Here is a 21,629-nt window from a genome sequence, read left to right on the forward strand (position 1 = left end):
GGGGGGAACTGCTGCTATGGATGCGTGACTGGACGGGGCGTCGCAGAAAGCGCGCCCCGCCACTATGAAGATCAGGAGAACTGCTTGAGGTCGATCCCGAGCGGCCAGTCCTGCTTCATGCCGAGCAGTTCATCCCACGAGACTTCACGCCCGCTGTAGCCGGCCTCCCTGCCGAGCATGCAACTGAGTGCCGTGGTGATGCCGTCTTCGATCTGGTTGTGGAACTGGCCGCTGGTGATGCTCTCGATGAAGCCGCGGTCCTTCTCGCGATCGGCGAACTGCAGGTTGTCGGTGAATGCGCCGTTCGCGGCAAAGCGGGCGGGAGCGTCGGATTTCGGTGTGCCAGCGGGATCCTGCCATGTCCAGGCGTTCTTGCCGAGGATGCGCAGCGGGCCGGAGTAGGGCATTTCCGCCACTCCATCGGCCCCGTAGACGCGCTCCGACACATCGAAGCCGAAGTTGCCGAACTGCGTCGAGGAGAAGCTGACGTGGACGTCGTCCGGATACGTGTAGATGACCTCGTAGTTGTCCCAGCAGTTGCCCGCGTGGGTGAGCACATTGCGGCCGCCGGTCGCCTTCGCCTTGAGCGGGTGCGCGCCCAGAACCCAGTTGCAGATGTCGATGACGTGGATGTTCTGCTCGACGAGGATATCGCCGGAGAGGGTGCGGTCCCAGAGCCAGTCGCGGAGGCGCGTCTCGTCCGGGGACATGCCGGGACGGCTGACCTGCACGGAAGCCGGCGCGTTGTAGTAGGAGGTGATGCTGGCCAGCTTGCCAAGCGCGCCCTCATGGATGCGGCGCACCACCTCGACAAACGGTGGCGCGCTGCGGATCTGGAAGCCGACGTCGACGCTGACACGGCCCTGGGCCTTCTTGGCGATCTCCCGCGCGTGGTTCGTCTGCGCGACATCGACCCCGATGGGCTTTTCGCAGTAGGCATGTTTGCCGGCGTCGACGGCAATCCCGAGGTGCCCCACATGGAACCACGGCGGTGTCGAGATCTGGATCGCGTCGACGTCCTTGGACGCGGCGAGCTCTTCGACAGCGCGGTAGCCATGGAAGGTGAGGCGTGGATCGATAGCGGGCTGACCCACGGAGGTGAGAAGCGCGTCGAAGTGCTCCTTTCCGCTGGCGAGGCGGTCGGGGAAGATGTCCGCAAGCGCGACCAGGCGAGCGCCGGTGTTCTTGACCATCGACTCCGCCACGGAGGTGCCGCGATTGCCGCAGCCGAGCAGGCCCAGCCGGACCGCGGAGTTCGCTGCATAGCCGAAGGCGGTGGATGGCTTGACGAAGAGGAGCCCGGAGGCGGCGGTGGAGCTGGTGAGGAAGTCGCGTCGGTTCATGATGTGGGCACCTGACTAGCTGAGCTGGGCGAGCACGTGCTCGAGGTATTCCTTTTCCTTGCGCACGTCTGCGATCTGCTGCGGCCCGTGGGTCTCGCGCTCAATAGAGATCGCGCCGGTGTAGCCGGCATCGCGCAGGCCGCGCAAGACCTTCGCGAAGTCGACCAGGCCGGTACCGATGAGAACTTCCTCGCCGAGCTTGTCCGGATCGGTGGGCCAGCGGCCGTCCTTGGCGTGGACGGCGTGCACATGCGGCCCAAGGATGGCGACCGCGTCTACTGGATTGGCCTTGCCATAGAGGATCAGGTTGGCGGTATCGAGGCCGACGCCGACGTTGGGCATCTTCACATCGCGCAGGGCGCGCGCCATGGTGGTCGGGGTCTCCTGCCCGGTTTCCATCAGGAAGCGCTGGCCGTTGGCTTGGCAGTGCTGGGCGACCTCACGGATGGCGGCAACCGCCTCGGGGTAGAGCGGGTCGGCCGGGTCTTCGGGGATGAAGCCGCAGTGGGTCTGGACCTGCGGAACGCCGATGAGCTTCGCGAAGTCCGAGACCTGCCGCAGTGCGTCGATGCGAGCCGCGCGTGTGGCGCGGGGGACGAGACCGATGGTGGACGGGCCGCGCATGAAATCCCAGTCGAGTGGCTTCGGTCCGACGACTTCGACGGTGGTCGGGGTGACGTTGTACTTCGCGAAGAGCGTCTTCAATTCATCGGCGAGATGCGGCGTGAAGCGGCCGAGGTAGCCATCGAGCGACAAAAAGCAGGTGGGGATGCCGAGATCGTGCACGCGGCGGAGGGTCTCTTCCGGACCGTCCGCGGGCGTGATGACCAGACCGAGCGGCATATGCCCTGATGTGGCTGCGGGAGCGAATGCATGCGGCACGGCACGAGCGAGCGGAGAGAGCGCGGCGGCAGTCGCAGCAGTGGCGAGGAAATCACGTCGGCGCATGGCGGGTCCTCCAGAGTGCGGAACGGAGACCTTTATTGCACCGCTCGAGTGGTTTGTCCACCGGACACGTGGTTCATCTTGGCAGCTTTCGTGGGAGCAGCGGGATAGACGGCGTAGATGACTCCGTTGACGTCGTCGGTGAAGAGAAAGCTATCCGGCGCGATGCGGAAGAGACCGCAGGGGCGCCCAAGCACGCGCACGGTATCAGGCTTGCCTGGAAGTGGAGTGCGGACAAGGAAGCCGCGCAGGAAGTCGTGCGCCGAGCGGTCCTGTGCGTCGAAGCGGACAATCTTGTAACCAGTGCCGATACGTGGGTGGCCTGCCCCGTGAAGCGCGACGAGGAAGCTAGACCCGAGCAGCGGATCGGTCGATGGAAAGAGGGCAACCCCGAGGGGCGAGCTGTGCGCCGCAAACGTGGTGTACGCAGCGGGCACCGCATCGCAACGGGCGCCCGGCAGTGTTCCGAGCGCGGGGTCCGGGTGCACGGTGCCGTTCTCGAAGTAGCAGTATGGCCAGCCGTAATTGAGTGGCTTGCCGGGACGCAGGGCTGCTTCAAGCTCGGCAGCGGTGATGGCGAAGAAGGGGTCCTCCGGTGCGTGGGTGCCGAGTTGATCGTCCCCCATGTTGGTGGCGTACAGGGTCGCGCTCTGCGCATCCCAGAGCAGGCCGACGGCGTTGCGGATGTTGCTGGCGACGATGCGCGCGTCGCTGCCATCCGGATTCATCACGGAAAGCGTGGCGCGGATCGGTTCCTTCTCGATGCAGGCGTTGCAGGACGAACCGACGCTGACGAAGAGCTTGTCGTGCAGCGCGCCATCGGACCCGCGGAGCTTGCCGAAGGCGACCGTGCGGGTGAGGTGCCAGCCGCCGTATTTGTAATCGAGACCGTAGTCCGGGTAGTGGGCCAGCACTTCAGGCTCGCTGGTGGGCGCCGTGTCACCCGCCTTGTAGCGGAAGCGCAAGAGGCGATCGGTGAGCGGCAGGTAGAGCCACTGCTGGCCGCGTGCATCGGTGTAAAAGGCAAGGTTGTTCGGGTTGCGCAGGTGCCCGAGGTATGGCGTTGCGCGCGCAAAGGTGTGGCGCGCGGCGTCCCAGCCCTCGAGAATGTAGACCGTGCCGCGCCGATTATCGGTGCGATCGTACATGTCGGTCACGAAGAGGCGCTGATCGGGCGCCATGGCGAAGAACCGGACGCGATGCAGGCCGGTGAGCGCGACGTTGATGCCGAACTGCGGCGGTAGCGAGAGCGTCAGCGAATCGCCGTGGCGCGCAGGGAAGGTGTGCGGCGCGAGTTGCGGTTCGGCGGCCGATTGCGCGGCGGGCGATTGGGCCGTGGCCAGCACGCTGGCGAGCAGAAGCATGAGCAAACGGTGAAGCATGTGTTCAGTGTCGCGGCAACGGGCGATGCGGCCAATAGCGGTCGATGCACACCTGCGAACCGGTCTAGAATGGCTGGTCCGATCCCGATCGCGAGGTTCCCCTGATGAAAAAGCCGTCCTCCCAGAATTTAATCTCGACCAGCCCGGATCGCCGCACTTTTCTGAAGGCAGGTGGAGCCGTAGCCGCGGGTCTGCTGGCGCAGGGTGCGGCGTCGGGCACTGCGCAGGCGGCAACGCTGGGTCCGCTGCCCTCGAATCCGCGCACCACGGCGGCCATGCCGACGCGCAACCTGGGCAAGACCGGCTACAAGGTCGGCATCTTCAGCCTGGGCGGGCAGGCCTCGCTCGAGAAGCCGGCGAACTTCGATGTGGCGGTGCCGATCCTCGAGCGCGCGCTCGACCTGGGCGTGAACTACATCGATACCTCGTCGATCTACGGCGGCCCGGAGCGCTGGAGCGAGCAGTATGTGGGACGCGTGATGAAGGCGCGCCGCAAGGAAGCCTTTCTCGCGACCAAGACGAAGGAGCGGACGCGGGACGGTTCGATGCGGATGATCGAACGATCGCTGCAACTGCTGAACACAGACCATGTGGACCTGTGGCAGTTGCATGACATTGGCCTGCCCGAGGACGTGGATGCAGTGTTTGCAAAGGGCGGCGCGATGGAGGCGCTGCTCGAGATGCAGCAGCAGAAGGTCGTGCGCTTTCTCGGCGTGACCGGCCACTACCGGCCGGAGGCGCTGATTGATGCGGTCAACCGGCATCCGTTCGACGCGATTTTGCTCTCGCTGAATGCGGCCGATGGCCACCTGCACTCGTTCCAGGAGAAGTTGCTGCCGCTGTGCGTTGAGAAAGAGATGGGGATCATCGGCATGAAGGTGCCGGCGCGCGGACGGCTGCTGACGGGCTGGACACCGCCACCGGTCGAAAAGCAGCAGCACATGTGGGAGGGCTCTGCGATTGCGACCCGCACCGGCGTGATGACGATGCAGGCGGCGATGCGCTTCGCACTCTCGCACCCGGTGAGCACGGTGATCGTGGGTTGCGATACGGTGGCCCAGCTCGAGGAGAACGTGCAGATCGCGCGCGACTTCACGCCACTGTCGCAGTCCCAGATGGCAGAGTTGCATGCGGCAGCCGAGCCGGTGGCGAAGCAGTCGCTGTTCTTCCGCTTCACCGACCGGACGAAGGGCTGAGGCGAGAAGCTACGGCTTAGAAGCGGAGTACCAGGCCGGTGCTGATCGTCTTCTGGTGCAGGTTGGTGTGGTACGTGTACGTGCCCATCTGGCCGTAGGCGAACTCTGCCACGCGCCAGTCGAGGTGCGGCACGATCGGCCGGTCCACGCCGGCGAGCACCTGGAACTCGAACTTGGTGCGGCTGGGCGTGTTGTTGCCGAAGCTGTAGTGTCCGGAGCCGATCAGGCCCTCTGCGTACGGCGTCAGCGAAATCAGCTTGGGGTGAAAGGCCACGCGGGGACCGATCAGGGTGCTGAACAGGTTGGTGTTGCTGTCCGGCCGGATGGCGAAGAAGCGCAGGTCTGCGCCGACCCGGGCTGCGGGCAGCTTGACGAAGTCGGAGTAGATCCCGAAGTTGCCGCCATAGGCCCATTTGTCAGTCGGGTAGTCGAGCTTTGCGGCGCTGAAGCCGCCATAGATCGCTGTCTGGGCGTGCGCCGAGACGGGAACGAACGGAACAAGGGCAAACAGGACAGCGAGCAGCGGAAGGCCAGGACGGCGAAGGATTCGTTTCATTCAGGAGAACCTGCCTACAGGGTAGAGCATTTCTCCGCTTGCTGCCTGCCCTGGCCCGAGGCTCAGGGCAGGCGAAGGACCACGCCGGTGCTGATGGTTTTCGGGTGCAGGCTGCTGCCGAGGGCGCTCAGGCCGCCGTAGGAGAACTCGACCACGCGCCAGTCCAGGCGCGGGATGATGGTGTGATCGATGCCGCCAAGGAACTGGTACTCGAACTTGGTGTCCCCGCCAAAGCCGCGTCCATAGTCGTAATGGCCGATACCCGCGACGGCTTCGATGTAGGGGCTGATGGGCAGCACGTGCGGATGAACCGAGATGCGGGGGCCGATCAGGCCGCTATAGAGCGTGGTGGTCTGCGAGACGCCCAGGATAGACGCGCGCAGGTCGCCCCCGATGTGCACGATGGGCAGCGGAATGAAATCCGCGTACGCACCGAAGGTGGGGCCGTAGATCCAGTCATTGTTGGGCGCGTTGATCTTGGCGCCGCCGAATTCAGCGTAGAGACCGACCTGCGCCTGTGCACAAGGCACACTGGCAAGACCGAGAGCGAACAGAAGAAGAGCCACTGCGACACGTAGACGGGGGAGCGACATGAACGCCTCGCTTCGTACCGGAATAAGTAACGCTGGTCAGAGTGGGATGTACAAAGCTGCGCTGGCGTTAGCTGCGCGCAGAGGCGCTGGTGAGGAGGCCGGGATAGGCCTCCCCGCAGCATGGCGTTAGTTGCGGACTGCGATACCCGCCTGACCGTAGGCCACATTCGCAGGGGCGGTGCTGTCCCAAATGATCTGGGACGGCGCCACATTGCCGGACGCACCCGGGGCGAAGACCAGGATCATGTTGTTCGATTCAGCAACGAACAGGTGACCATCGCTCGAGACCGCGATCTTGTTGTTCTTAATGCCAGGAGCGCCGAACACGGTACTTGAGCCGGCGATCACACGCGTGGGCGCCACATTGCCATTCGAGTTCGCAGGGAAGACGCTGATCTGCTGCGTGTTCGCGCTATTCGAGTAGGTGTAGACGTAGATCTCACCCGTGGTGGGATTCACGGCAACCGAGATCGGATTGTGCGCGTAGTCACCCTGGGTCTGCTGCAGCAACCCGGTGTTCGCGCCGGTGATCTGGCCGATCAACGAGGGGCTGGTGACGCTGGCCGAGGTGCCGTAGATATCGACGACCGCGTTTCCATTGATGTCGTAACCGGCGACGAGCAGGTTCTTCGCCAGGTCAACGGCGAGGCCGCCTGCTTGATTGCCGCTCAGGTTGGAGACGTAAAAGGTCGCCTTCGGGTTCGAGGCATTGGTGACAGCAACCTGTGGCTCTCCTCCCTTTTCGATCAGCACAAAGTCATAGGTGCCGTCGGTTGCAATGCTTAGAAGATCGTTATCGCCTGCGCCCTCGACGCGATAGGGAGCGACGTTCCCGGTCGCGGATGGCGCGAAGACGTCATTGCTGAGGCCGGCATTGAACTGCGTGACGCGGGGAAACCCGTGCGAGCTGACCGCGATCGAGTTGCCGTCCTGCAGTGTCGTGAGCGGGCCAGTGATGTTCTGGCAGGGCAGCGTGTCGCCGGAGGCGCTGCGCGGATAGGCGCGGATGGCGTCAGGCAACACCAGGAAGATGGTCTGGTTGGGGCAAGTCGTCTGTGCGAACAGGGGCGAAGCAGCCGACAAGGCGAGCATAGCGATCAGGATCTGTTTCATGGGGAGAAGGGGCCTTTCTTGCGTGAGCTCAGGGAAGGACTGCTGGCGCGGAGGTGACGGGGGAGTGCCGCAGTCCTGACAGGAGATGTGATTGTGCCGCAGACGCGCGGCGACTGGTCGCTGAAGCACTTCCTCCGTGGGGGTGACGGAACTCATCTGAGCAAACGGTTGCCTTCCCGTCAAGATAAATTACGGTTACGAATGGCATTTGCTCTGCGGAATGCAGTGTGCACTCGCAGGCACCCTGATCAAACCGGCGAGTACAAGACCGAGCGGTAGTGAAAGAATGTTGCGGGAGAGTGGCTGGTCCATGGTGCTGTCCGTCGTCTATCTCGGCCGGGTGGGGTACCGCAGCGCGCTCGCCCTGCAACAGCAGCTCGTCGCCCTGCGGCGCAGCGGGCGAGTGCCCGACCTGCTGCTGCTGCTCGAGCACCCGCCGGTGCTGACGCTGGGGCGGAACGCTGGCCGGGAGCATGTGTTGCTGAGCGATGACGTTCTGCGCGCACGAGGGGTCGAGCTCGTCGAGACCAACCGCGGTGGCGACGTGACTTACCACGGGCCGGGGCAACTGGTGGGGTATCCGATCGTCGATCTGCGGGGGCCCATCCGGGCCGCGGGCAAGCGGCTGGGGCCGGTGGATTTCGTGCGCCGGATGGAAGAGGTCCTGATCCGGACAACCGCCGATTACGGTGTAGCGACGGAGCGCGTCGCGGGCCGCACGGGCGTCTGGACCAAAGCCAACGATCTGGTGGCGGAGAAGAAGATTGCTGCGATCGGGATCCATGTCTCGATGGGGATCACGTCGCACGGTTTCGCGCTGAATGTGACGACTGACCTGCGGGATTTTGCGTGGATCGTGCCCTGCGGGATCGCCGATCGGGGGGTGACCAGCCTGGAGCAGGAGAGCTCCGCACCCGACCTGAGCCTCGAGACTGCGGCCGAGCGGGTGGCGCGTCAGTTTGGCCATGTGTTCGGCACCCAGATGCTGTGGCGCGATTCGATCGAGGCGATCCTGCAGGAGGCGGCTGACGCCTCCATGGCATCGGCCCCGAAGGACCTGGGCGAACAACAGTTGTAGCCAGCTGGGGCTGGGTGTCGGTGCCACACTATGCTTTTGGCATAGAATGACCAGTTCGGTACTGACCGACTAGGATCGCTGTCGATGGCGAGTAGAAAACCAGAAACAAAGAGTGCTGGGGCGTCCACGGCCACAGCGACAGATGTAGGGAACGGATCCAACGGAAGCGGAACGCATCTGGAGCAGCAGCCCCCCACCAGGAACCCCCACGGCATTCCCGACTACCGGCTGGAGCAACTGCCGTTCCACATCGAAGGCGAGTGGAAAGACGGGAACTACCACTACAAGGTGGTCGGGGACACGAGCGCGCCTCCGCCGCCGATGCGGCCTTCGAAGTACCTGAATCGTGAGCAGTCGCTCGACGTCTTCCGGCTGATGATCACGAACCGGCGCATGGAAGATTCGCTGGAGCGGATGTACAAGCAGAGCAAGGTGATCGGCGGCCTGTATCTGAGCCTGGGGCAGGAGGCCTGCTCCGTCGCATCGGCGTACGCGCTGAGCCAGGACGACTGGCTCGGTCCGATGATCCGGAACCAGGGCTCGATGATCGTGAAGGGCTTCCGCCCGCGCGACACGATGATGCAGTACATGGCCAAGGGCGGCTCGCCGACGCGCGGCCGCGAATCCGGCTCGCACTATGGCGACCACGAGAAGCTGAATGTGATTGCGCCGATCTCGCACCTCGGCGACTCCATCAGCGTGTGCGCCGGCGTGGCGCTCGGCGCGCGCATCCAGGGCAAGAACATCGCCTGCCTCGCCTACATCGGTGATGGCGGGCAGTCCACCGGCCCCACCTATGAGGGCTTCAACTTCGCAGCGGTGCAGCGGCTGGGCGTGATCCTGATGGTCGAGCACAACCTGTGGGCCTACTCGACACCAGTGGAGCTGCAGTTTGCCTGCAAGGACCTGGCGGATCGCGCGCTCGGCTACGGTGTGCCCGGCGTCATCGTCGACGGCACAGACGCGAACCAGGTCTATGACGCCACGTATGAAGCCGTGCAGCGCGCCTACCGCGGTGAGGGCGCCTCGCTGATCGAAGCCAAGCTGATGCGCATGAAGGGCCACGCCATGCACGACGCCGCCGTCTATGTGCCGGCGGAGGTCAAGCAATACTGGAAGCGTCGTGACCCGATTTTGCGGATGGAGAATTACCTGATCGAGCGAGGCTGGCTGACAGCGGAGGAAGCGACTCGCATCAAGGCCGATGTGGACAAGCTGATGGACGAGGAGCGCGCGTTTGCAGAGGCCTCTCCCATGCCCGATCCAGCAGAGGCCGGCACAGATGTTTACTGCGACAACTCCGTCGAGATACCGCTCAAGTACGGCGACGTAAAGGTGCAAAACGCGAATGCAAGCGCGCAACTGGCCGAATCGAGCGCGACGACGCACTACAAGTAAAGGATCCGAAGAGCAATGGCAGCAGTGACCTATTTAGAAGCGATCCGCCAGGGCCTGTGGGAGGAGATGGAGCGGGACCCACGGGTTTTTGTGATTGGCGAAGACGTCGGTGTCTACGGCGGCGCGTTCAAGGTGACGGAAGGCTTCCTGCAGCGCTTCGGCACAGAGCGCGTGGTCGACACGCCGATCTCCGAGATGGCGATCGCGAGCGCAGCCTATGGAGCGTCATTGACGGGGCTGCGGCCGGTGGGCGAGTTCCAGTTCATGGACTTCATTAGCTCTGCCCACTCGCAGATCGTGCAGATTCTGGCAAAGAGCATGTATCGCTGGGGAGCGCCGGCACCGCTGGTGCTGCGTGGGCCCTCGGGCGGCGGCGTCAGTGGCGGTCCATTCCACTCGCAGAATCCCGAGATGTTCTACGTGCACACGCCCGGCCTGAAGGTGCTGGCGCCTGCGACAGCGCGCGATGCCAAGGGCCTGATCAAGGCAGCGATCCGCGACAACAACCCGGTCCTCTTCTTCGAGCACAAATATCTGTATCGCCGCGTAAAGGAAGAGCTGCCCACCGAAGACTACATCGTCGAGATAGGTAAGGCGCGCATCCACCGCGAGGGGCGGCATGTGTCCGTAATCACCTATGCAGCGATGGTCTATGTCGCCGAAGAGGCTGCAGGGATCCTGGCGAAGGAAGGCATCGAGCTCGAGATCCTGGACCTGCGGACGCTGCTGCCGCTGGACAATGCGGCAATCACGGCCACGGTCAACAAGACGAACCGTGTGATCGTGCTGCATGAGGATACGAAGACGGGTGGCATCGCCGGCGAGATCGCTGCGATCATCAACGAAGAGGCCTTTGACGCACTGGATGCGCCGATCGTCCGGATCGCCGCTCTCGATGCGCCGGTGCCGTTCTCGCCGCCGCTGGAGAAGGCGTTCCTTCCGAAGGTGGAAGACGTTGTGCGCGAGGCCCGCCGGCTGGTCGCATATTGAGTGCAGGGCCCGGTCGCAGGCCATGAGCCGGTGATCTTCAGATTGAGTTATGCGCGCGCCGCACTGAGGCGGTGCGCGGTTTGCTAGGGAAGGCGGAAGAGAAGCGATGCCGACAGACGTCGTAATGCCCCAGATGGGCGAGTCGATCTTTGAAGGAACGATCACGAAGTGGCTGAAGAAGCCGGGCGAGACGGTGCAGCGTGACGAACCGCTGTTTGAGATCTCGACTGACAAGGTGGACGCGGAGATACCCGCGCCTGCCAGCGGCACACTCTCCGAGATCAAGGTGGATGCCGGCAACACCGTGCAGATCAACACTGTTGTCGCAGTGATCGGCGATGCCGATGGGGCAGCCAGGCCTGTCGCTGCGCCCGCTCCCAAGGCGGAAGCGCCCAGGCAGGAAGCGCCGGTTGTGAAGGCAGCACCCGCAGCGGCGGCACCGCCAGCCTCAGCCGCGACCAGCGGCACCGGCACGGATGTGGTCATGCCGCAGATGGGTGAGTCGATTTTTGAAGGAACCATCACCAAGTGGCTGAAGAAGGTCGGCGATAGCGTGCAGCGTGACGAGCCGCTGTTCGAGATCTCGACCGACAAGGTGGACGCGGAGATTCCGTCGCCTGCCAGCGGCACACTCTCCAACATCAAGGTGCAGGCCGGCACCACGGTGCAGATCAATACGGTCGTTGCTGTGATCGGGGGGGGTGCAGCCGCGCCCAGCTCCGCTCCGGCGCCGTCGGCGCCTGCTGCCACCGCCGCAACTGCCCCATCGGGAACGCCTGCTTCATCCGTGCCCGCGGCTGCTGCTGAGACCAGCGCATCCGCTGCGCACGGTGACCGGGTGCGCTCCTCGCCACTGGTGCGCAAGATCGCGAAGGAGCACCAGGTCGATTTGCGCCAGGTCTCCGGCAGCGGATCGAGCGGACGCATCACCAAGGACGACATCCTGCAGTTCGTCGAGCAGGGTGGCACAGCCAAGGCGCAACCCGTAGCGACAGTCGCTGCCGCAACATCCCCTGCACCCGTGGCGGCCGCCGCTGCGCCCGCGCAGAAGACCGCGGCTGCTGCTCCCACACCTCAGCCAGGCGAGCTGGTGCCGATGAGCCGCATGCGCACGATCATTGCGCAGCGCATGGTGGACTCGAAGAAGACCAGCGCGCATGTCCACACGGTGTGGAAGGTCGACCTGACCCGGATCGTGAAGCTTCGCGAAAAGGAGAAGTCGAAATACGAGCAGCGCAACAACGTGAAGCTGACGTACATGCCGTTCATCACGCGTGCCGTGGTCTCCACCTTGCGCAAGATGCCGATCATCAACGCCTCGATGGAAGGCGATGCGATCCGCTATCACCAGCATGTGAACGTCGGGATCGCTGTAGCGCTCGACTGGGGGCTGATCGTGCCCGTGATCAAGCAGGCAGAGGAGAAAAGCTTCCTCGGGGTAGCGCGATCGATTGCCGACCTGGCGGAGCGCGCGCGAGCCAAGAAGTTGAAGCCGGACGAGGTCGGATCGGGCACCATCACGATTACGAATCCCGGCATCTTCGGCGAACAGTTCGGGACGCCGATCATCAATCAGCCCGAGTCGGCAATCCTGGGAGTGGGTGGTCTCTTCAAGGAGCCCACGGTGCTCACAGATAAGGATGGCAATGACAGCATCGCCGTCCGGAGCATCATCCGCCTGACGCTCGGCTTCGACCATCGCATCATCGACGGTGCGGACGCCGGCAAGTTTATGGCCGAGGTGAAGAAGTATCTGGAGAACTGGTCGGAAGAGATCGGCTGATTCTTTGAGAAGCGCACTACGGCGGACCCTCGAGTCCGCCGGTTCTTTTTTGCGGAGCTGAATGCGCTAGAGTAGCGACTTCGCTTCGAGCACGCGCTCGACCGCCTCTTCCGGCGTCTTCCCGACGGATGACAGATGTCCCATCTTCCGCCCGGGGCGCGGCGAGTGCTTTTCGTACAAGTGCAACCGCACACCGTCCACCCGCAGCGCCCGATCGAATCGTGGCACACCATCCGCCCAGACCTCGCCGAGCAGGTTGACGATCGCGGCTGGACGCAGGACATCCACATTGCCCAGCGGCAGATCGCACACCGCGCGCACATGCTGCTCGAACTGACTCGTCACGCAAGCACGCTCGCTCGCGTGATAGCTGTTGTGCGGACGCGGCGCAAGCTCGTTCACCAGCAAATCTCCGGAGCGGGTCACGAACATCTCGACAGCAAGAATGCCTTCGAGCTGCAGCCCTTCTGCAAGCTCGCGCGCGATCCGCTGAGCCCTCTCTTCCATCTCCGCTGGAATCGACGACGGAATTACACTCCACGCCAGAATCTGCCGCTCATGATGGTTTGTCGCCGAAGGGAAGGACCGCAGAGCGCCGCTGGGCGTCCGCGCAACCATGACGGAGATCTCGCGATCCAAATCGATGGCTGCTTCGGCAATGCAGGGCTGCTGTCCCAGAGCCTGCCAGACCTCGTCGCCGCTCTCGCTTGTCTCGGGTGTGATCCTGAATTGGCTGCGCCCATCGTAACCGCCGCGCGCACTTTTTATGAAGCAGTCGTGTCCGAAAGCCTCGATCGCCGCTTGCATCTCTGCCGCAGAGCGTATCGGGCGATAGGGCCCCACCGGCGTCTGATGTGAAGAGAGCCAATCCTTCTGTACGATCCGATCCTGCACAATCGCCAGCAACTCTTCTCCGGGCCGAACCGGCGCAAACCGCGAAGCAGAGCGCAGGCAGTCCAGCGCAAGCTGCTCGATCTCGAGCGTCACAACATCGCAGCCGCGGGCCAGGTCCGCCGCCGCCTTCGCATCATCCCAGCCGCCCTCGAAGCACGCATCCACCACAAACCGCGCCGGACACGACGGATCCGGATCCATCACCTGCACACGATAGCCCAGCGACCGCGCCGCAATCGCGGTCATGCGGCCAAGCTGGCCACCACCCAGGATGCCAATCGTCGCGCCAGGAAGAATCGCGCTCATTCCGGCAACTCTTCCGCCAGCACCTCGCGCATCCGGTTCTCTCGGTACTCGCGCAATCTTTGCCGTAACGCCGGGTCTTGGTTCGCCAGAATCTCGGCCGCCAGCAGGGCGGCATTCGCTGCTCCCGGCCGTCCGATCGCGAGCGTCCCCACCGGAACTCCCTTCGGCATCTGCACAATCGAGAGCAGCGCATCCATACCCTGCATCGATGTCGCGGGCACCGGCACGCCAAGGACCGGCACCAGTGTCTTCGCGGCCAGCATGCCTGGCAAATGCGCCGCACCACCCGCGGCCGCGATGATCACTTTCAACCCTCGCTGCTCCGCCGTCGACGCATACTCGAACAACAGATCGGGCGTGCGATGCGCAGAGACAATCCGTGCCTCCGCAGGAATCGCAAAGTCCCGCAACAACTCCACGCAGACCTCCATGGTCGCGTAATCGCTTCTGCTGCCCATCACTACGCCGACCAACGGAGAGTGCACCATCGCCGCATTATAACGGGGCTGCCGCCCCTGCCTTCACCTCGGCCTCAGCCACTCCACCAGCAACTGCACCAGTGTGAACAGCATGCCGAACGCTCCCGCGAATCCCTTCACCCGCTGCACGCTCAACTCATGCCGCTCCACACGCTCTTCGAGCAGACTCAGTCGCCCCGGCTGGCCATCTCCGAGCAGCGACGCCATCTGACTCTTCACCACGCTCAGATCGGCCAGCACCTGAGCCTCAAATGCACTGATCATCTCCATACCGATCCCACCAGATCCCTATTGCATTGCCGCGTTCACGAAGATCGCGCTCGAATACCGCGAGTAGTTCGGCGGGTTTGCCCCGTCGTACAACCGCACGTAGTAATGCTCGACCGGCGCCTCCCGCACGATCGTGAAGTTCGCTGCCGGGCTGCGCAGCACCAGGTCTCCTCCGCTGCTCGGGCCGAATCCGCCGTCGCTGCGCCGTACCTCGAAGCCACCGCCGCTCGGCGCCGTCAGTCCTGCCGCCACCTGTATTTGACTCGTGCTGATGCTTGCCACAGTGAGCCCCGCCGCCGACGGCAACGCAGTCGGCGCGGTCAGCGCCACCACGGGAAGCCACACACTCGCAGGCGCGCCCACCGTGCTCCGCACGGAGAACTCCTCCGCCCACTCATTCGCATAGCCGATCGTGTAGTGCAGCATCTCGGGCGCGGTCGGGGCCATCTGGATCTTCACCGCTCGCACCAGCAGCGGCGCAACCAGGCTTGCAGAGCTGGCCGCAACATTCAGCAGATCGCCCGGCCACACATCCGCACCCTGTTGCGGATTCCAGGTCTCGTACGCCCCCTTCCATGCGCCTTCACTCCAGGTCGATGCCGCGAGAATCGCGAGTGCCGCGCTCTCGCAATCTGCAGTGGTTCGCGTCCTCGGCTCCTCCACTTGGACCACCACTCCGCCCAGCCCGGAACTCCCCCCCCGAGCTCATCCGTGCCACTGCATGACCACCAGTCCGGTAGAAGATCGTCACCGTCGTGCCGGCCGCGGGCGTCTGACCGGCGAAGAAGGTCAGCCGCCCTGCGTTTGTCACGTTGGCTTGCGCACTCTGCGCCGTCGGTCCCAGCCGCTGGGCCGCCGCACCCGATCCCACTGCCGTGCATGTCACCCACACATCGCCAGGCCGCGTCAGCTGTACCCGTGCAATGCTGCCGGCCATGTTCACGCTGCTGATCACGACAGGGATTGCGCTCACCGGCGCACTTACGATTGCACCGTCGTACAACACCGTAGGCGCAAACTGTGCGCCGCTCGTTGTCTCCTGCACCTCCATCGTCAGCGCCGCGCCGGCACTGATCGATCCACCGCCTTCGAATACATTCCCGTCCGCGCCGCTGCTTGCGTACGTCTGCAAGGCTCGCTGCCGCTCCTTGCAGTAGAGCCGCAGCCGGAAGGTGTACGAGTGTCCCACCTGCAGCGTGACACTCGCTCCTGCCAGTGCTCCCAGCACCACGGGCGTCGCCGTCACGCTTGATCCGCTCGGCTGCAGATGAAATCCCGCGACCAGGTTGGCCGCATTCATTGAGCCTGCAGCCAGCCCCGCCACATACGCCTCACCCACGCTGTCCAACTGCACTCCATCCAGTTCGAACAGCAGCGCCCCACCCAGCTCCACCGGGTCCAGCGCCGTCACCGCGCCGGCGCCCGCACTCAACAGCGTGAGTCCGCGCGAGGTCGACGCAACCTGGCTCCCTCCATCTGTCACTGACCACACCTGTGGATCGACCAAAGCCTCGGTGAAGGCGTCGGAAAGAACTGTCTGCTTCTCCAGCAATGGCACGCCGCCAAGGTCGAAGTTCGTCGTGATCCCATCGCCCAAGAAGATTTCGGTGACATAGGCTTGCGGCTCCACTGGCCCGCAAACCGTCACATCCGCCACCGCGGCCCGTGTGCGTGCTCCTCGCAGTGCACTGTGGTTCAGGCTGTCGTCCGCCTCGCTCAACGTATGCACCTGCGCGCCGATGCTCTCGAACAGCACCTGCCCATCGAGCGCGCGATAGCGCGCATGGGCAGCATCCGCCAGCGCTCGCACATTGCTCGCCCAGCTTCGGCCCGGCTTCGCCTGGAAGCCCCCCACCTGCACCCCGAGCGCATCGCCGCTCACCGGCAGCGCGGCTGCCCCAGCCCGTGCCATCATGCGTGCCAGCAGAGCTCCCGCTGACGACGCCACAGATTCCGCCGTATTCCGCGTCACCGGCGCCTGCAACAGGAATTCGTCACTCTGGCAGGACACTTCGATCGCGTACAGCGGCCCCTCCGTCGCCATCCCTTGAAATGCACGCGTAGGCGACGCCACCACATAACCCGTAAACAGAAGCACACCGCTCTGCCTTCGTACCCCTCTGCTGCCGTACCCCTCTGCTGCCGTACCCCTCTGCTGCCGTACCGCTCTGCCGCCAACCGCCCTTACACCCGCAACTCCCGTCGCGCCGTCTCCGCCACCCGGCCCAGGTCACTCGTCGTCAGCACCCGGATACTCTCCCGCTCCATCGTCTCCACGCCAAACCGGTACGCTGCCTGGCTCTCCTCAGTCTCGCCGGTCAACTCGCGCAGCGGCTCCACAATGGCCGTCAGCTCAAGCGTCGCCTGCTCCACCCGGCCTACTCCCTCGCGCAGATCCGCCGCCGAGAACGCCAGCACCTTCGCGCCCTCGACATCCCCCGCCAGCGACACTGCCTGGAAGAAGCGCAGCACCCCGTTCGGCCGATACCCGCAATCCACGCGCAGCGGATCGCCGGCGCGCGTGTAGCGCTCGGCCGGAATCCGTTTCTGCATCAGCCCCCACACCCCGGCCCGCTCGAACTCCGTCCGCAGCCGCGCCTGCAGCGCCGTCCGCCCCGTCCGCCGGCTCTCCCGCCGCCGCTTCGCTGTCTGCACATACAACTGCATCAACGTATCCATCTCGGTAGCAAAGGACTCCGCCAGGCACGCCTTCGCCTCCGTCACCTGCACCGCATTCGACAGCGCATCTTCAAGCGACGCCACCCCGGCCTGGGCATCCTCTGCCAGCCTGCGTCCAATCTCTCCTTCGAGCGCCTCGAGCATCGCCGTGTCCGCATCCGGATCGACGCAGCGCACCCGGCTCCAGTCGCGCGTGAACCGCACCGCCGCCCGCGCATCCTCGCCGCGCAGCAGCACGCCGATGTTCACGAACTCGTTCTTCACCGGGTCCGGCACATACCGGATCACGGAGAACTCACACCGCAGCCGGTTCATCCCCACATCATCCCACTCTCCACCCACCCCACCTACCGTACCTCTACATCACCAGTCTTCCCGCTCCCGCTTTCTTCCCCCACTCCCCTTTCGGGAATGGCTCCGCAAACAACACCGGCACCACCTCGGCCGCCTTCCGCCCCCAGTTTGGAAACGGCATGCGATGCGACAACCGGAACCCCTCGATCAGCTCGCGCACCCGCAAGCGTCGCGCCAGCAGCTCTTCCGTCAGACGCTCCAGCTCGCTCACGTCGCCGCCGTACCACTCTGGCGGAATCGCCTCCGCGATCTCGGAGATCGTCTCCGCCTTCAGCCCTTCGACCCGCCCCAGCCACGGCTCGAAGCTCTCCCAGCCGACCACCGACTCATACACCAGGTTGCTCGCGAACACCCCGCGCAGCGGGGTATCGATCAGGCGCCACTCGCCTGCGTTGAAGCAGTAGCCCTGGTCGATAAACGTCGCCGTGTACCGCCGCTCCCGCGGCCGCTTGCCGAACACGGCCTGCCGCCCATTCACATTCGACGTCCACTTATCCACGACCAGCATGCCAGGAAACTCACGCAGGTTCTTCACCTCGCCAAGCTGCGGCGCCGGCAGCGTATCCACCACCTGCCCCGGCATCAACCCACCCACAAACCGTGACCCGAAGTGCAGCCCCGCCCGGTAGCGAACCCGCCCTCCCGCCATCTGCATCTGCAACTCCGGCGTGTTCGTTATCAGCCAGTCCGTCACTTCGACGACGTCGCACGCCGGCACCGTCAGCCCCACACTCGCTGCCAGCCGCGTCGCCAGGTACTCGTTCGCCAGTACCCGCGTGTGCTGCGGATTGTTCTGGAACTTCACCACCCACAACTGCTCGTCCGACCCCAGCATCAACTGGCTCTGCGCACCGCCCCGCATCGCTCGTATCTGCTGCACCGCCAACACTGCCACGCGTCGCTCCCGGTCATCCTTCGCGCACACTTACTGCGACAAGTGCGCTCGGATGAAGTCCGATTCTACCTGTCACGCTCGCTTCCGCTCCGAGTCTCCCACGCGAGCCTCACCAACATCACCTCACGCACGTGAGTGCATGTGCCGGGGACGGTCCGTCCCCGGCAAGTCCCGCATCGCCCGTCTCAAGTGCCGCGACAGACTCCTATACGAACTGCCGCGAAAACTCGCATACCTTCCCGGAGCGATCACCGCCCAGCCTCACGCACGCGAGTGCATTCTGCCTGGATGCCCTGTCTCCTGCTCCGCCCGAATCGCCAGCGCAATCCCCATCGCCATCACCAGGTCATCGTGCTGCCCCGGCGCCGCGCCGGTGCGTCCCCGCGCGTCCCGCACAAACGTCTTCATCTCCCGCAGCAGCCGCGCGCTCATCATGCAGCCCGCATGCTCCCCCAGCAACCGCTCCACCTCGCCGATCACCCGCGTCCGCGTCAGCGTCGTCGTCAACCAGCCCGCCTGCCCCTCGCACTCCGCCAGCCGTCGATACCCCACCGTTCCCATCAGGTACGCCAGCACGCCCGCGCCATGATTGTTCCGCTCCACTGCCAGCAACGCGCCGTTGTACTCCCGCGCCACCGCAGCCGCACGCTCGGCCAACTCCAGCAACCCGCATCGGCCCTGGAACTCCGCACACTGCAACCCGGTCACCGCGTCCAGCACCTGCATCGCCGCGTAGTCGCCCTCGCTGCCGCCGCCCGCCGGATCCACCGCCACCACGTACTCTCGCTCTGGCACCGGCCGCAGCCACACCTCCAGCGCTCCCGCCCACCGCCGCTCCACCGCCGGCGTCACCTCGCGCAGCCGCCGCTCGATCCCCTCGACATCGAACACGCAGCTACCCGTCGCCAGGAAGCAGTCATCCGCGTTCTCCGGATACTCCTGCCGTGCCAGCGGCCCAAACTGCTTCTGTAACCGTCGCCGGAACGAGATCTGCTCCGCGTCCAGCAGCTCTCGCTTCCCCAGCGCCCGCTCCTCGTCCGAGTAGCTCTCCTCCCCCGCCCCCGGCGCCAGCCGATAGCTCGGCTCCCGCCACCACGGGAAGAAGTGCCGCACCCAGCCGTTCATCTCCGCCGCCTGCCACTCCTCGTAGAAGCAGCCATGCGCGCCCTGCGCCGTCGACTCCAGCACCACCTCGCCACTCGCGGCCGGCAGCGTCGCCAGCAACCCAGCCAGCGTCGCCTTCGCATCCCCCGGCCACCGCGCCACCTCGCTGCAATGCAGGTTCTGCACCGTCAGCCCGCGCCCTGCATTCGCATCCCCCGCACTCTCCACCCGGTACTCCGAGTCGAGCTCCGCAAACACCAGCGACCGCGCCGTCGCTCGCGACGTCCGCAGCACACCCTCCCGCAACTCCGCCGGCAGCTCGTCATAAAACCGCCGCACCATGCGGAAGATCTCCTCCGCCGCCTCCTGCGTCTGCGCCACCTGCATCGTCAGCGTTCCCGGCTGCGTGATCGTCTTCAGAAAGAAGCGCCCCGCCACCCAGGTGCTGATCCCCATCTGCCGCGCCTTCAGCACAATATTGCGGCTGCCGCGCCGCTGTTCGAACTCCCGCTGCGCTGCGTTCGCCCGCAGCGGTGCGGACGCGCCCTCACGCGTCCGCACCTTCAGCAGCGCCTCTGCCAGGAAGACTCCCGTCGTCTCCCCGCCGAGGCAGCTCGCCCGCTCGTCCAGCAGCCTGCCCAGCCCCACCAGCTCCGGCCCGTCCGGGTGCATCGCTCGCCTTGCCATCTCTAGACCTGGTAGCCCAGCACCTTCAACCCGCCGCGCACATCCTCGAGCAGTGTCCGCAGCGCGACCACCATCTCCGCGTCGAGCTTCACGTTCAGCCCATCCGCGCTCACTGCTGCATTCGTCGCCGTCACTGCGCTCAACAGCACCCCCAGCGCCGAGAAGGCCGCGCGCTCTACCTCGACTGCCTTGGCCCCACCCGGCAGCAGCGCGCTCAGCGCCTCCACCGTGCCCTGCGCGTGCTCGACCTTGACGCCCATCTGCTCCGAGAACAGCAGCGCCTTGCCCAGATCGTGAAACGCCGCCGCAAAGAAGTGACCCACCGATGCAAACTGAAATGCACTCGCCATTTAGCTCTCCGTCTCCATGCCGCCCGGCAGCGGACTCCGCTTCAAATACGCCGCCACATTCACCACCGCCGCCACTGCGCTCATCCGCAGCAGCGCCATCCAGCTCGCGCGGCTTCCGTTCGCCAGCCCCGGCTCTGTCATCGCCGCTGCCACCGCACTCGCGCCGCCGCCAATCAGCGCCGCCGCCACACCCTTGCTCCACAACTTCCAACCCCGCATCTGCTTCGCTCCCATGCAGCAAGGCCCCGCGTCGCTGCGGGGCCTCCCCATCCTGCCAACCACTACCGTCTGCTTACTCGTTCACCACACCCGGCCCATCCGCCAGCCACGCACTCTGCCCAACCGAGTAGGTAAAGTGCTGCGCATTGCACTTCGCCGCCGTCGCCCCCACCGTCATCAGCCCGCGCACATTCCCGGGCCCCGCGACTGTGCGGCCGCCCGTCGCGTCCTGGCAGAACAGCAGCGTCTTCTCCTGCCCGTCCAGCCCCGCGCCGAGCGTGAAGCTCGTCACGTTGCCCGCCAGCACCATGCTGCTCGACCGTGTTCCCGTCGAAAAGGTCGGCGTCGCCGAGAACACCACTGTCTCCGCGCTCCCGACCACAGCCACCGGGTCGCACTCCTCGGCGATCGTGCGATGCCCGCCGTGGTCGAACACCCAGAAGGTCATCGGTCCCGCCGGCCCGCTCACGTTCTGGTTGTTGCACGTCTTCCACGCTCCGCCGTTGCTCTTCGCCACCAGCACATCGTTCGCGCTGGCCAGCGTGATGTGCATCGGCTGCCCGATCTGCGGGTTCTTCACATCGGTGATGTTCGTCGGCGAGCCATTCTGCATCAGCACCCGATACTTCCCGCCGATATCCGGCGTCGCACCCGTCAACGGGATGCCCCCGTACGGCGTCGCCACATCCATCTCCGGAACCAGCGAGCCGATCCCCGGTTGATCCCCCTGCACGAACCCGTCTCCATTCGCAGAAATCACATTCGTCCAGCTGTCGTTGTACGCCGGCTGGATGAACCCGTTCCGGTAACTCCGGCCAAGCGTCTGGTTGTCGTACACCTCGCCATTGGTGTACGTGTTGCCTCCAGCGCTCGTATCCACCAGGTCTGCGCAATACCCCATCGTCGCCACTGCGGCCTGGTTGGTGCACCCCTGGCTGATCTTGAAGTTCGACAACTGCGTGTTGATATCCGAGTTGAAGAACCCCGCCCAGTAATTGCCTTCAATCCGAACGTT

At 64.9% G+C, this 21,629-nt stretch carries 22 protein-coding genes; 5 read left to right on the forward strand and 17 right to left on the reverse strand.

The genetic code is table 11. The features are described from left to right. Positions 1-71 precede the first annotated feature (71 nt). Genes AC5IJH_RS16955 through AC5IJH_RS16965 form a run of 3 tightly spaced genes read right to left on the reverse strand, consistent with a single transcriptional unit; the run spans position 72 to position 3,670 of the window. Positions 72-1,343, reverse strand: a complete 1,272-nt coding sequence (locus AC5IJH_RS16955; RefSeq protein ID WP_491904011.1) for a Gfo/Idh/MocA family protein — start codon at positions 1,341-1,343, stop codon at positions 72-74. Positions 1,344-1,358: 15 nt separating this feature from the next. Beyond that, on the reverse strand, positions 1,359-2,291 hold the full coding sequence (locus AC5IJH_RS16960; RefSeq protein WP_491904012.1) for a sugar phosphate isomerase/epimerase family protein: 933 nt from the start codon (positions 2,289-2,291) through the stop codon (positions 1,359-1,361). 32 nt (positions 2,292-2,323) lie between these two features. After that, a complete protein-coding gene (locus AC5IJH_RS16965; protein ID WP_491904013.1) occupies positions 2,324-3,670 on the reverse strand; it encodes a PQQ-dependent sugar dehydrogenase in 1,347 nt (448 codons plus the stop codon). Positions 3,671-3,774: 104 nt separating this feature from the next. Between AC5IJH_RS16965 and AC5IJH_RS16970 the strand changes: the two genes are divergently transcribed. Next, positions 3,775-4,866 carry an aldo/keto reductase gene (locus tag AC5IJH_RS16970; protein WP_491904014.1) on the forward strand — a complete coding sequence of 364 codons (1,092 nt, stop codon included), beginning with the start codon at positions 3,775-3,777 and terminating at the stop codon, positions 4,864-4,866. A gap of 16 nt (positions 4,867-4,882) precedes the next feature. Here the strand turns inward: AC5IJH_RS16970 and AC5IJH_RS16975 are convergent, their stop codons facing one another. The 3 genes from AC5IJH_RS16975 to AC5IJH_RS16985 all read right to left on the reverse strand — a co-directional run bounded on the left by AC5IJH_RS16975 (position 4,883) and on the right by AC5IJH_RS16985 (position 7,128). Further along, on the reverse strand, positions 4,883-5,422 hold the full coding sequence (locus AC5IJH_RS16975; RefSeq protein WP_491904015.1) for a putative outer membrane beta-barrel protein: 540 nt from the start codon (positions 5,420-5,422) through the stop codon (positions 4,883-4,885). A 62-nt stretch (positions 5,423-5,484) separates the two neighbouring features. Then, the gene (locus AC5IJH_RS16980) at positions 5,485-6,015 is read right to left on the reverse strand and encodes a hypothetical protein (protein WP_491904016.1); all 531 of its coding nucleotides are present in this window, start codon (positions 6,013-6,015) and stop codon (positions 5,485-5,487) included. 126 nt (positions 6,016-6,141) lie between these two features. Continuing rightward, positions 6,142-7,128, reverse strand: a complete 987-nt coding sequence (locus AC5IJH_RS16985) for an NHL repeat-containing protein (protein ID WP_491904017.1) — start codon at positions 7,126-7,128, stop codon at positions 6,142-6,144. 310 nt (positions 7,129-7,438) lie between these two features. Here AC5IJH_RS16985 and lipB point away from each other — a divergent pair, with 310 nt between their 5' ends. From lipB to sucB, 4 genes are all read left to right on the forward strand, one after another. Next, a complete protein-coding gene (lipB, locus tag AC5IJH_RS16990; protein WP_491904018.1) occupies positions 7,439-8,206 on the forward strand; it encodes a lipoyl(octanoyl) transferase LipB in 768 nt (255 codons plus the stop codon). An 84-nt stretch (positions 8,207-8,290) separates the two neighbouring features. Then, complete coding sequence (locus AC5IJH_RS16995) at positions 8,291-9,604, forward strand: thiamine pyrophosphate-dependent dehydrogenase E1 component subunit alpha (RefSeq protein ID WP_491904019.1); 1,314 nt, start codon at positions 8,291-8,293, stop codon at positions 9,602-9,604. Positions 9,605-9,619: 15 nt separating this feature from the next. Beyond that, a complete protein-coding gene (locus AC5IJH_RS17000) occupies positions 9,620-10,594 on the forward strand; it encodes an alpha-ketoacid dehydrogenase subunit beta (protein WP_491904020.1) in 975 nt (324 codons plus the stop codon). A 106-nt stretch (positions 10,595-10,700) separates the two neighbouring features. Continuing rightward, positions 10,701-12,377 carry a 2-oxoglutarate dehydrogenase, E2 component, dihydrolipoamide succinyltransferase gene (sucB, locus tag AC5IJH_RS17005; RefSeq protein WP_491904021.1) on the forward strand — a complete coding sequence of 559 codons (1,677 nt, stop codon included), beginning with the start codon at positions 10,701-10,703 and terminating at the stop codon, positions 12,375-12,377. Positions 12,378-12,443: 66 nt separating this feature from the next. Here the strand turns inward: sucB and purK are convergent, their stop codons facing one another. The 11 genes from purK to AC5IJH_RS17060 all read right to left on the reverse strand — a co-directional run. Then, positions 12,444-13,577, reverse strand: coding sequence for a 5-(carboxyamino)imidazole ribonucleotide synthase (purK, locus tag AC5IJH_RS17010; protein WP_491904022.1), 1,134 nt, complete (start codon positions 13,575-13,577; stop codon positions 12,444-12,446). After that, positions 13,574-14,065 (reverse strand): 5-(carboxyamino)imidazole ribonucleotide mutase, encoded by a 492-nt coding sequence (gene purE / locus AC5IJH_RS17015; RefSeq protein WP_491904023.1) that lies wholly within the window; start codon positions 14,063-14,065, stop codon positions 13,574-13,576. Before purE ends, purK begins: the two co-directional genes overlap by 4 nt. 33 nt (positions 14,066-14,098) lie before the next feature. After that, the gene (locus AC5IJH_RS17020) at positions 14,099-14,320 is read right to left on the reverse strand and encodes a hypothetical protein (RefSeq protein ID WP_491904024.1); all 222 of its coding nucleotides are present in this window, start codon (positions 14,318-14,320) and stop codon (positions 14,099-14,101) included. Positions 14,321-14,344: 24 nt separating this feature from the next. Next, the gene (locus tag AC5IJH_RS17025) at positions 14,345-14,857 is read right to left on the reverse strand and encodes a hypothetical protein (protein WP_491904025.1); all 513 of its coding nucleotides are present in this window, start codon (positions 14,855-14,857) and stop codon (positions 14,345-14,347) included. 52 nt (positions 14,858-14,909) lie between these two features. Continuing rightward, the gene (locus AC5IJH_RS17030) at positions 14,910-16,424 is read right to left on the reverse strand and encodes a hypothetical protein (protein WP_491904026.1); all 1,515 of its coding nucleotides are present in this window, start codon (positions 16,422-16,424) and stop codon (positions 14,910-14,912) included. Between the two features lie 86 nt (positions 16,425-16,510). Beyond that, the gene (locus AC5IJH_RS17035; RefSeq protein ID WP_491904027.1) at positions 16,511-17,320 is read right to left on the reverse strand and encodes a DUF3037 domain-containing protein; all 810 of its coding nucleotides are present in this window, start codon (positions 17,318-17,320) and stop codon (positions 16,511-16,513) included. 43 nt (positions 17,321-17,363) lie between these two features. Next, the gene (locus AC5IJH_RS17040; protein WP_491904028.1) at positions 17,364-18,254 is read right to left on the reverse strand and encodes a HipA family kinase; all 891 of its coding nucleotides are present in this window, start codon (positions 18,252-18,254) and stop codon (positions 17,364-17,366) included. 261 nt (positions 18,255-18,515) lie between these two features. After that, entirely contained in the window at positions 18,516-20,045 is a 1,530-nt protein-coding gene (locus AC5IJH_RS17045; RefSeq protein ID WP_491904029.1) for a terminase large subunit, read from the reverse strand. Between the two features lie 2 nt (positions 20,046-20,047). Beyond that, entirely contained in the window at positions 20,048-20,395 is a 348-nt protein-coding gene (locus AC5IJH_RS17050; RefSeq protein WP_491904030.1) for a hypothetical protein, read from the reverse strand. Then, a complete protein-coding gene (locus AC5IJH_RS17055) occupies positions 20,396-20,614 on the reverse strand; it encodes a hypothetical protein (RefSeq protein ID WP_491904031.1) in 219 nt (72 codons plus the stop codon). 73 nt (positions 20,615-20,687) lie between these two features. Then, positions 20,688-21,629, reverse strand: a 942-nt coding sequence (locus AC5IJH_RS17060; RefSeq protein ID WP_491904032.1) for a hypothetical protein, incomplete at its 5' end; no start/stop codon positions are given.

It is taken from the genome of Candidatus Dedyshia acidiphila, assembly GCF_051025295.1.
Taxonomy (GTDB): Bacteria; Acidobacteriota; Terriglobia; order Terriglobales; family Acidobacteriaceae; genus KBS-83.

What these genes read in the sequence shown, in the direction of transcription:
- AC5IJH_RS16955 (WP_491904011.1), bottom strand. Translation starts at nt 1,343, where the DNA reads ATGAACCGACGCGACTTCCTCACCAGCTCCACCGCCGCCTCCGGGCTC.
- AC5IJH_RS16960 (WP_491904012.1), bottom strand. Translation starts at nt 2,291, where the DNA reads ATGCGCCGACGTGATTTCCTCGCCACTGCTGCGACTGCCGCCGCGCTC.
- AC5IJH_RS16965 (WP_491904013.1), bottom strand. Translation starts at nt 3,670, where the DNA reads ATGCTTCACCGTTTGCTCATGCTTCTGCTCGCCAGCGTGCTGGCCACG.
- AC5IJH_RS16970 (WP_491904014.1), top strand. Translation starts at nt 3,775, where the DNA reads ATGAAAAAGCCGTCCTCCCAGAATTTAATCTCGACCAGCCCGGATCGC.
- AC5IJH_RS16975 (WP_491904015.1), bottom strand. Translation starts at nt 5,422, where the DNA reads ATGAAACGAATCCTTCGCCGTCCTGGCCTTCCGCTGCTCGCTGTCCTG.
- AC5IJH_RS16980 (WP_491904016.1), bottom strand. Translation starts at nt 6,015, where the DNA reads ATGTCGCTCCCCCGTCTACGTGTCGCAGTGGCTCTTCTTCTGTTCGCT.
- AC5IJH_RS16985 (WP_491904017.1), bottom strand. Translation starts at nt 7,128, where the DNA reads ATGAAACAGATCCTGATCGCTATGCTCGCCTTGTCGGCTGCTTCGCCC.
- lipB (WP_491904018.1), top strand. Translation starts at nt 7,439, where the DNA reads ATGGTGCTGTCCGTCGTCTATCTCGGCCGGGTGGGGTACCGCAGCGCG.
- AC5IJH_RS16995 (WP_491904019.1), top strand. Translation starts at nt 8,291, where the DNA reads ATGGCGAGTAGAAAACCAGAAACAAAGAGTGCTGGGGCGTCCACGGCC.
- AC5IJH_RS17000 (WP_491904020.1), top strand. Translation starts at nt 9,620, where the DNA reads ATGGCAGCAGTGACCTATTTAGAAGCGATCCGCCAGGGCCTGTGGGAG.
- sucB (WP_491904021.1), top strand. Translation starts at nt 10,701, where the DNA reads ATGCCGACAGACGTCGTAATGCCCCAGATGGGCGAGTCGATCTTTGAA.
- purK (WP_491904022.1), bottom strand. Translation starts at nt 13,577, where the DNA reads ATGAGCGCGATTCTTCCTGGCGCGACGATTGGCATCCTGGGTGGTGGC.
- purE (WP_491904023.1), bottom strand. Translation starts at nt 14,065, where the DNA reads ATGGTGCACTCTCCGTTGGTCGGCGTAGTGATGGGCAGCAGAAGCGAT.
- AC5IJH_RS17020 (WP_491904024.1), bottom strand. Translation starts at nt 14,320, where the DNA reads ATGATCAGTGCATTTGAGGCTCAGGTGCTGGCCGATCTGAGCGTGGTG.
- AC5IJH_RS17035 (WP_491904027.1), bottom strand. Translation starts at nt 17,320, where the DNA reads ATGAACCGGCTGCGGTGTGAGTTCTCCGTGATCCGGTATGTGCCGGAC.
- AC5IJH_RS17045 (WP_491904029.1), bottom strand. Translation starts at nt 20,045, where the DNA reads ATGGCAAGGCGAGCGATGCACCCGGACGGGCCGGAGCTGGTGGGGCTG.
- AC5IJH_RS17050 (WP_491904030.1), bottom strand. Translation starts at nt 20,395, where the DNA reads ATGGCGAGTGCATTTCAGTTTGCATCGGTGGGTCACTTCTTTGCGGCG.
- AC5IJH_RS17055 (WP_491904031.1), bottom strand. Translation starts at nt 20,614, where the DNA reads ATGCGGGGTTGGAAGTTGTGGAGCAAGGGTGTGGCGGCGGCGCTGATT.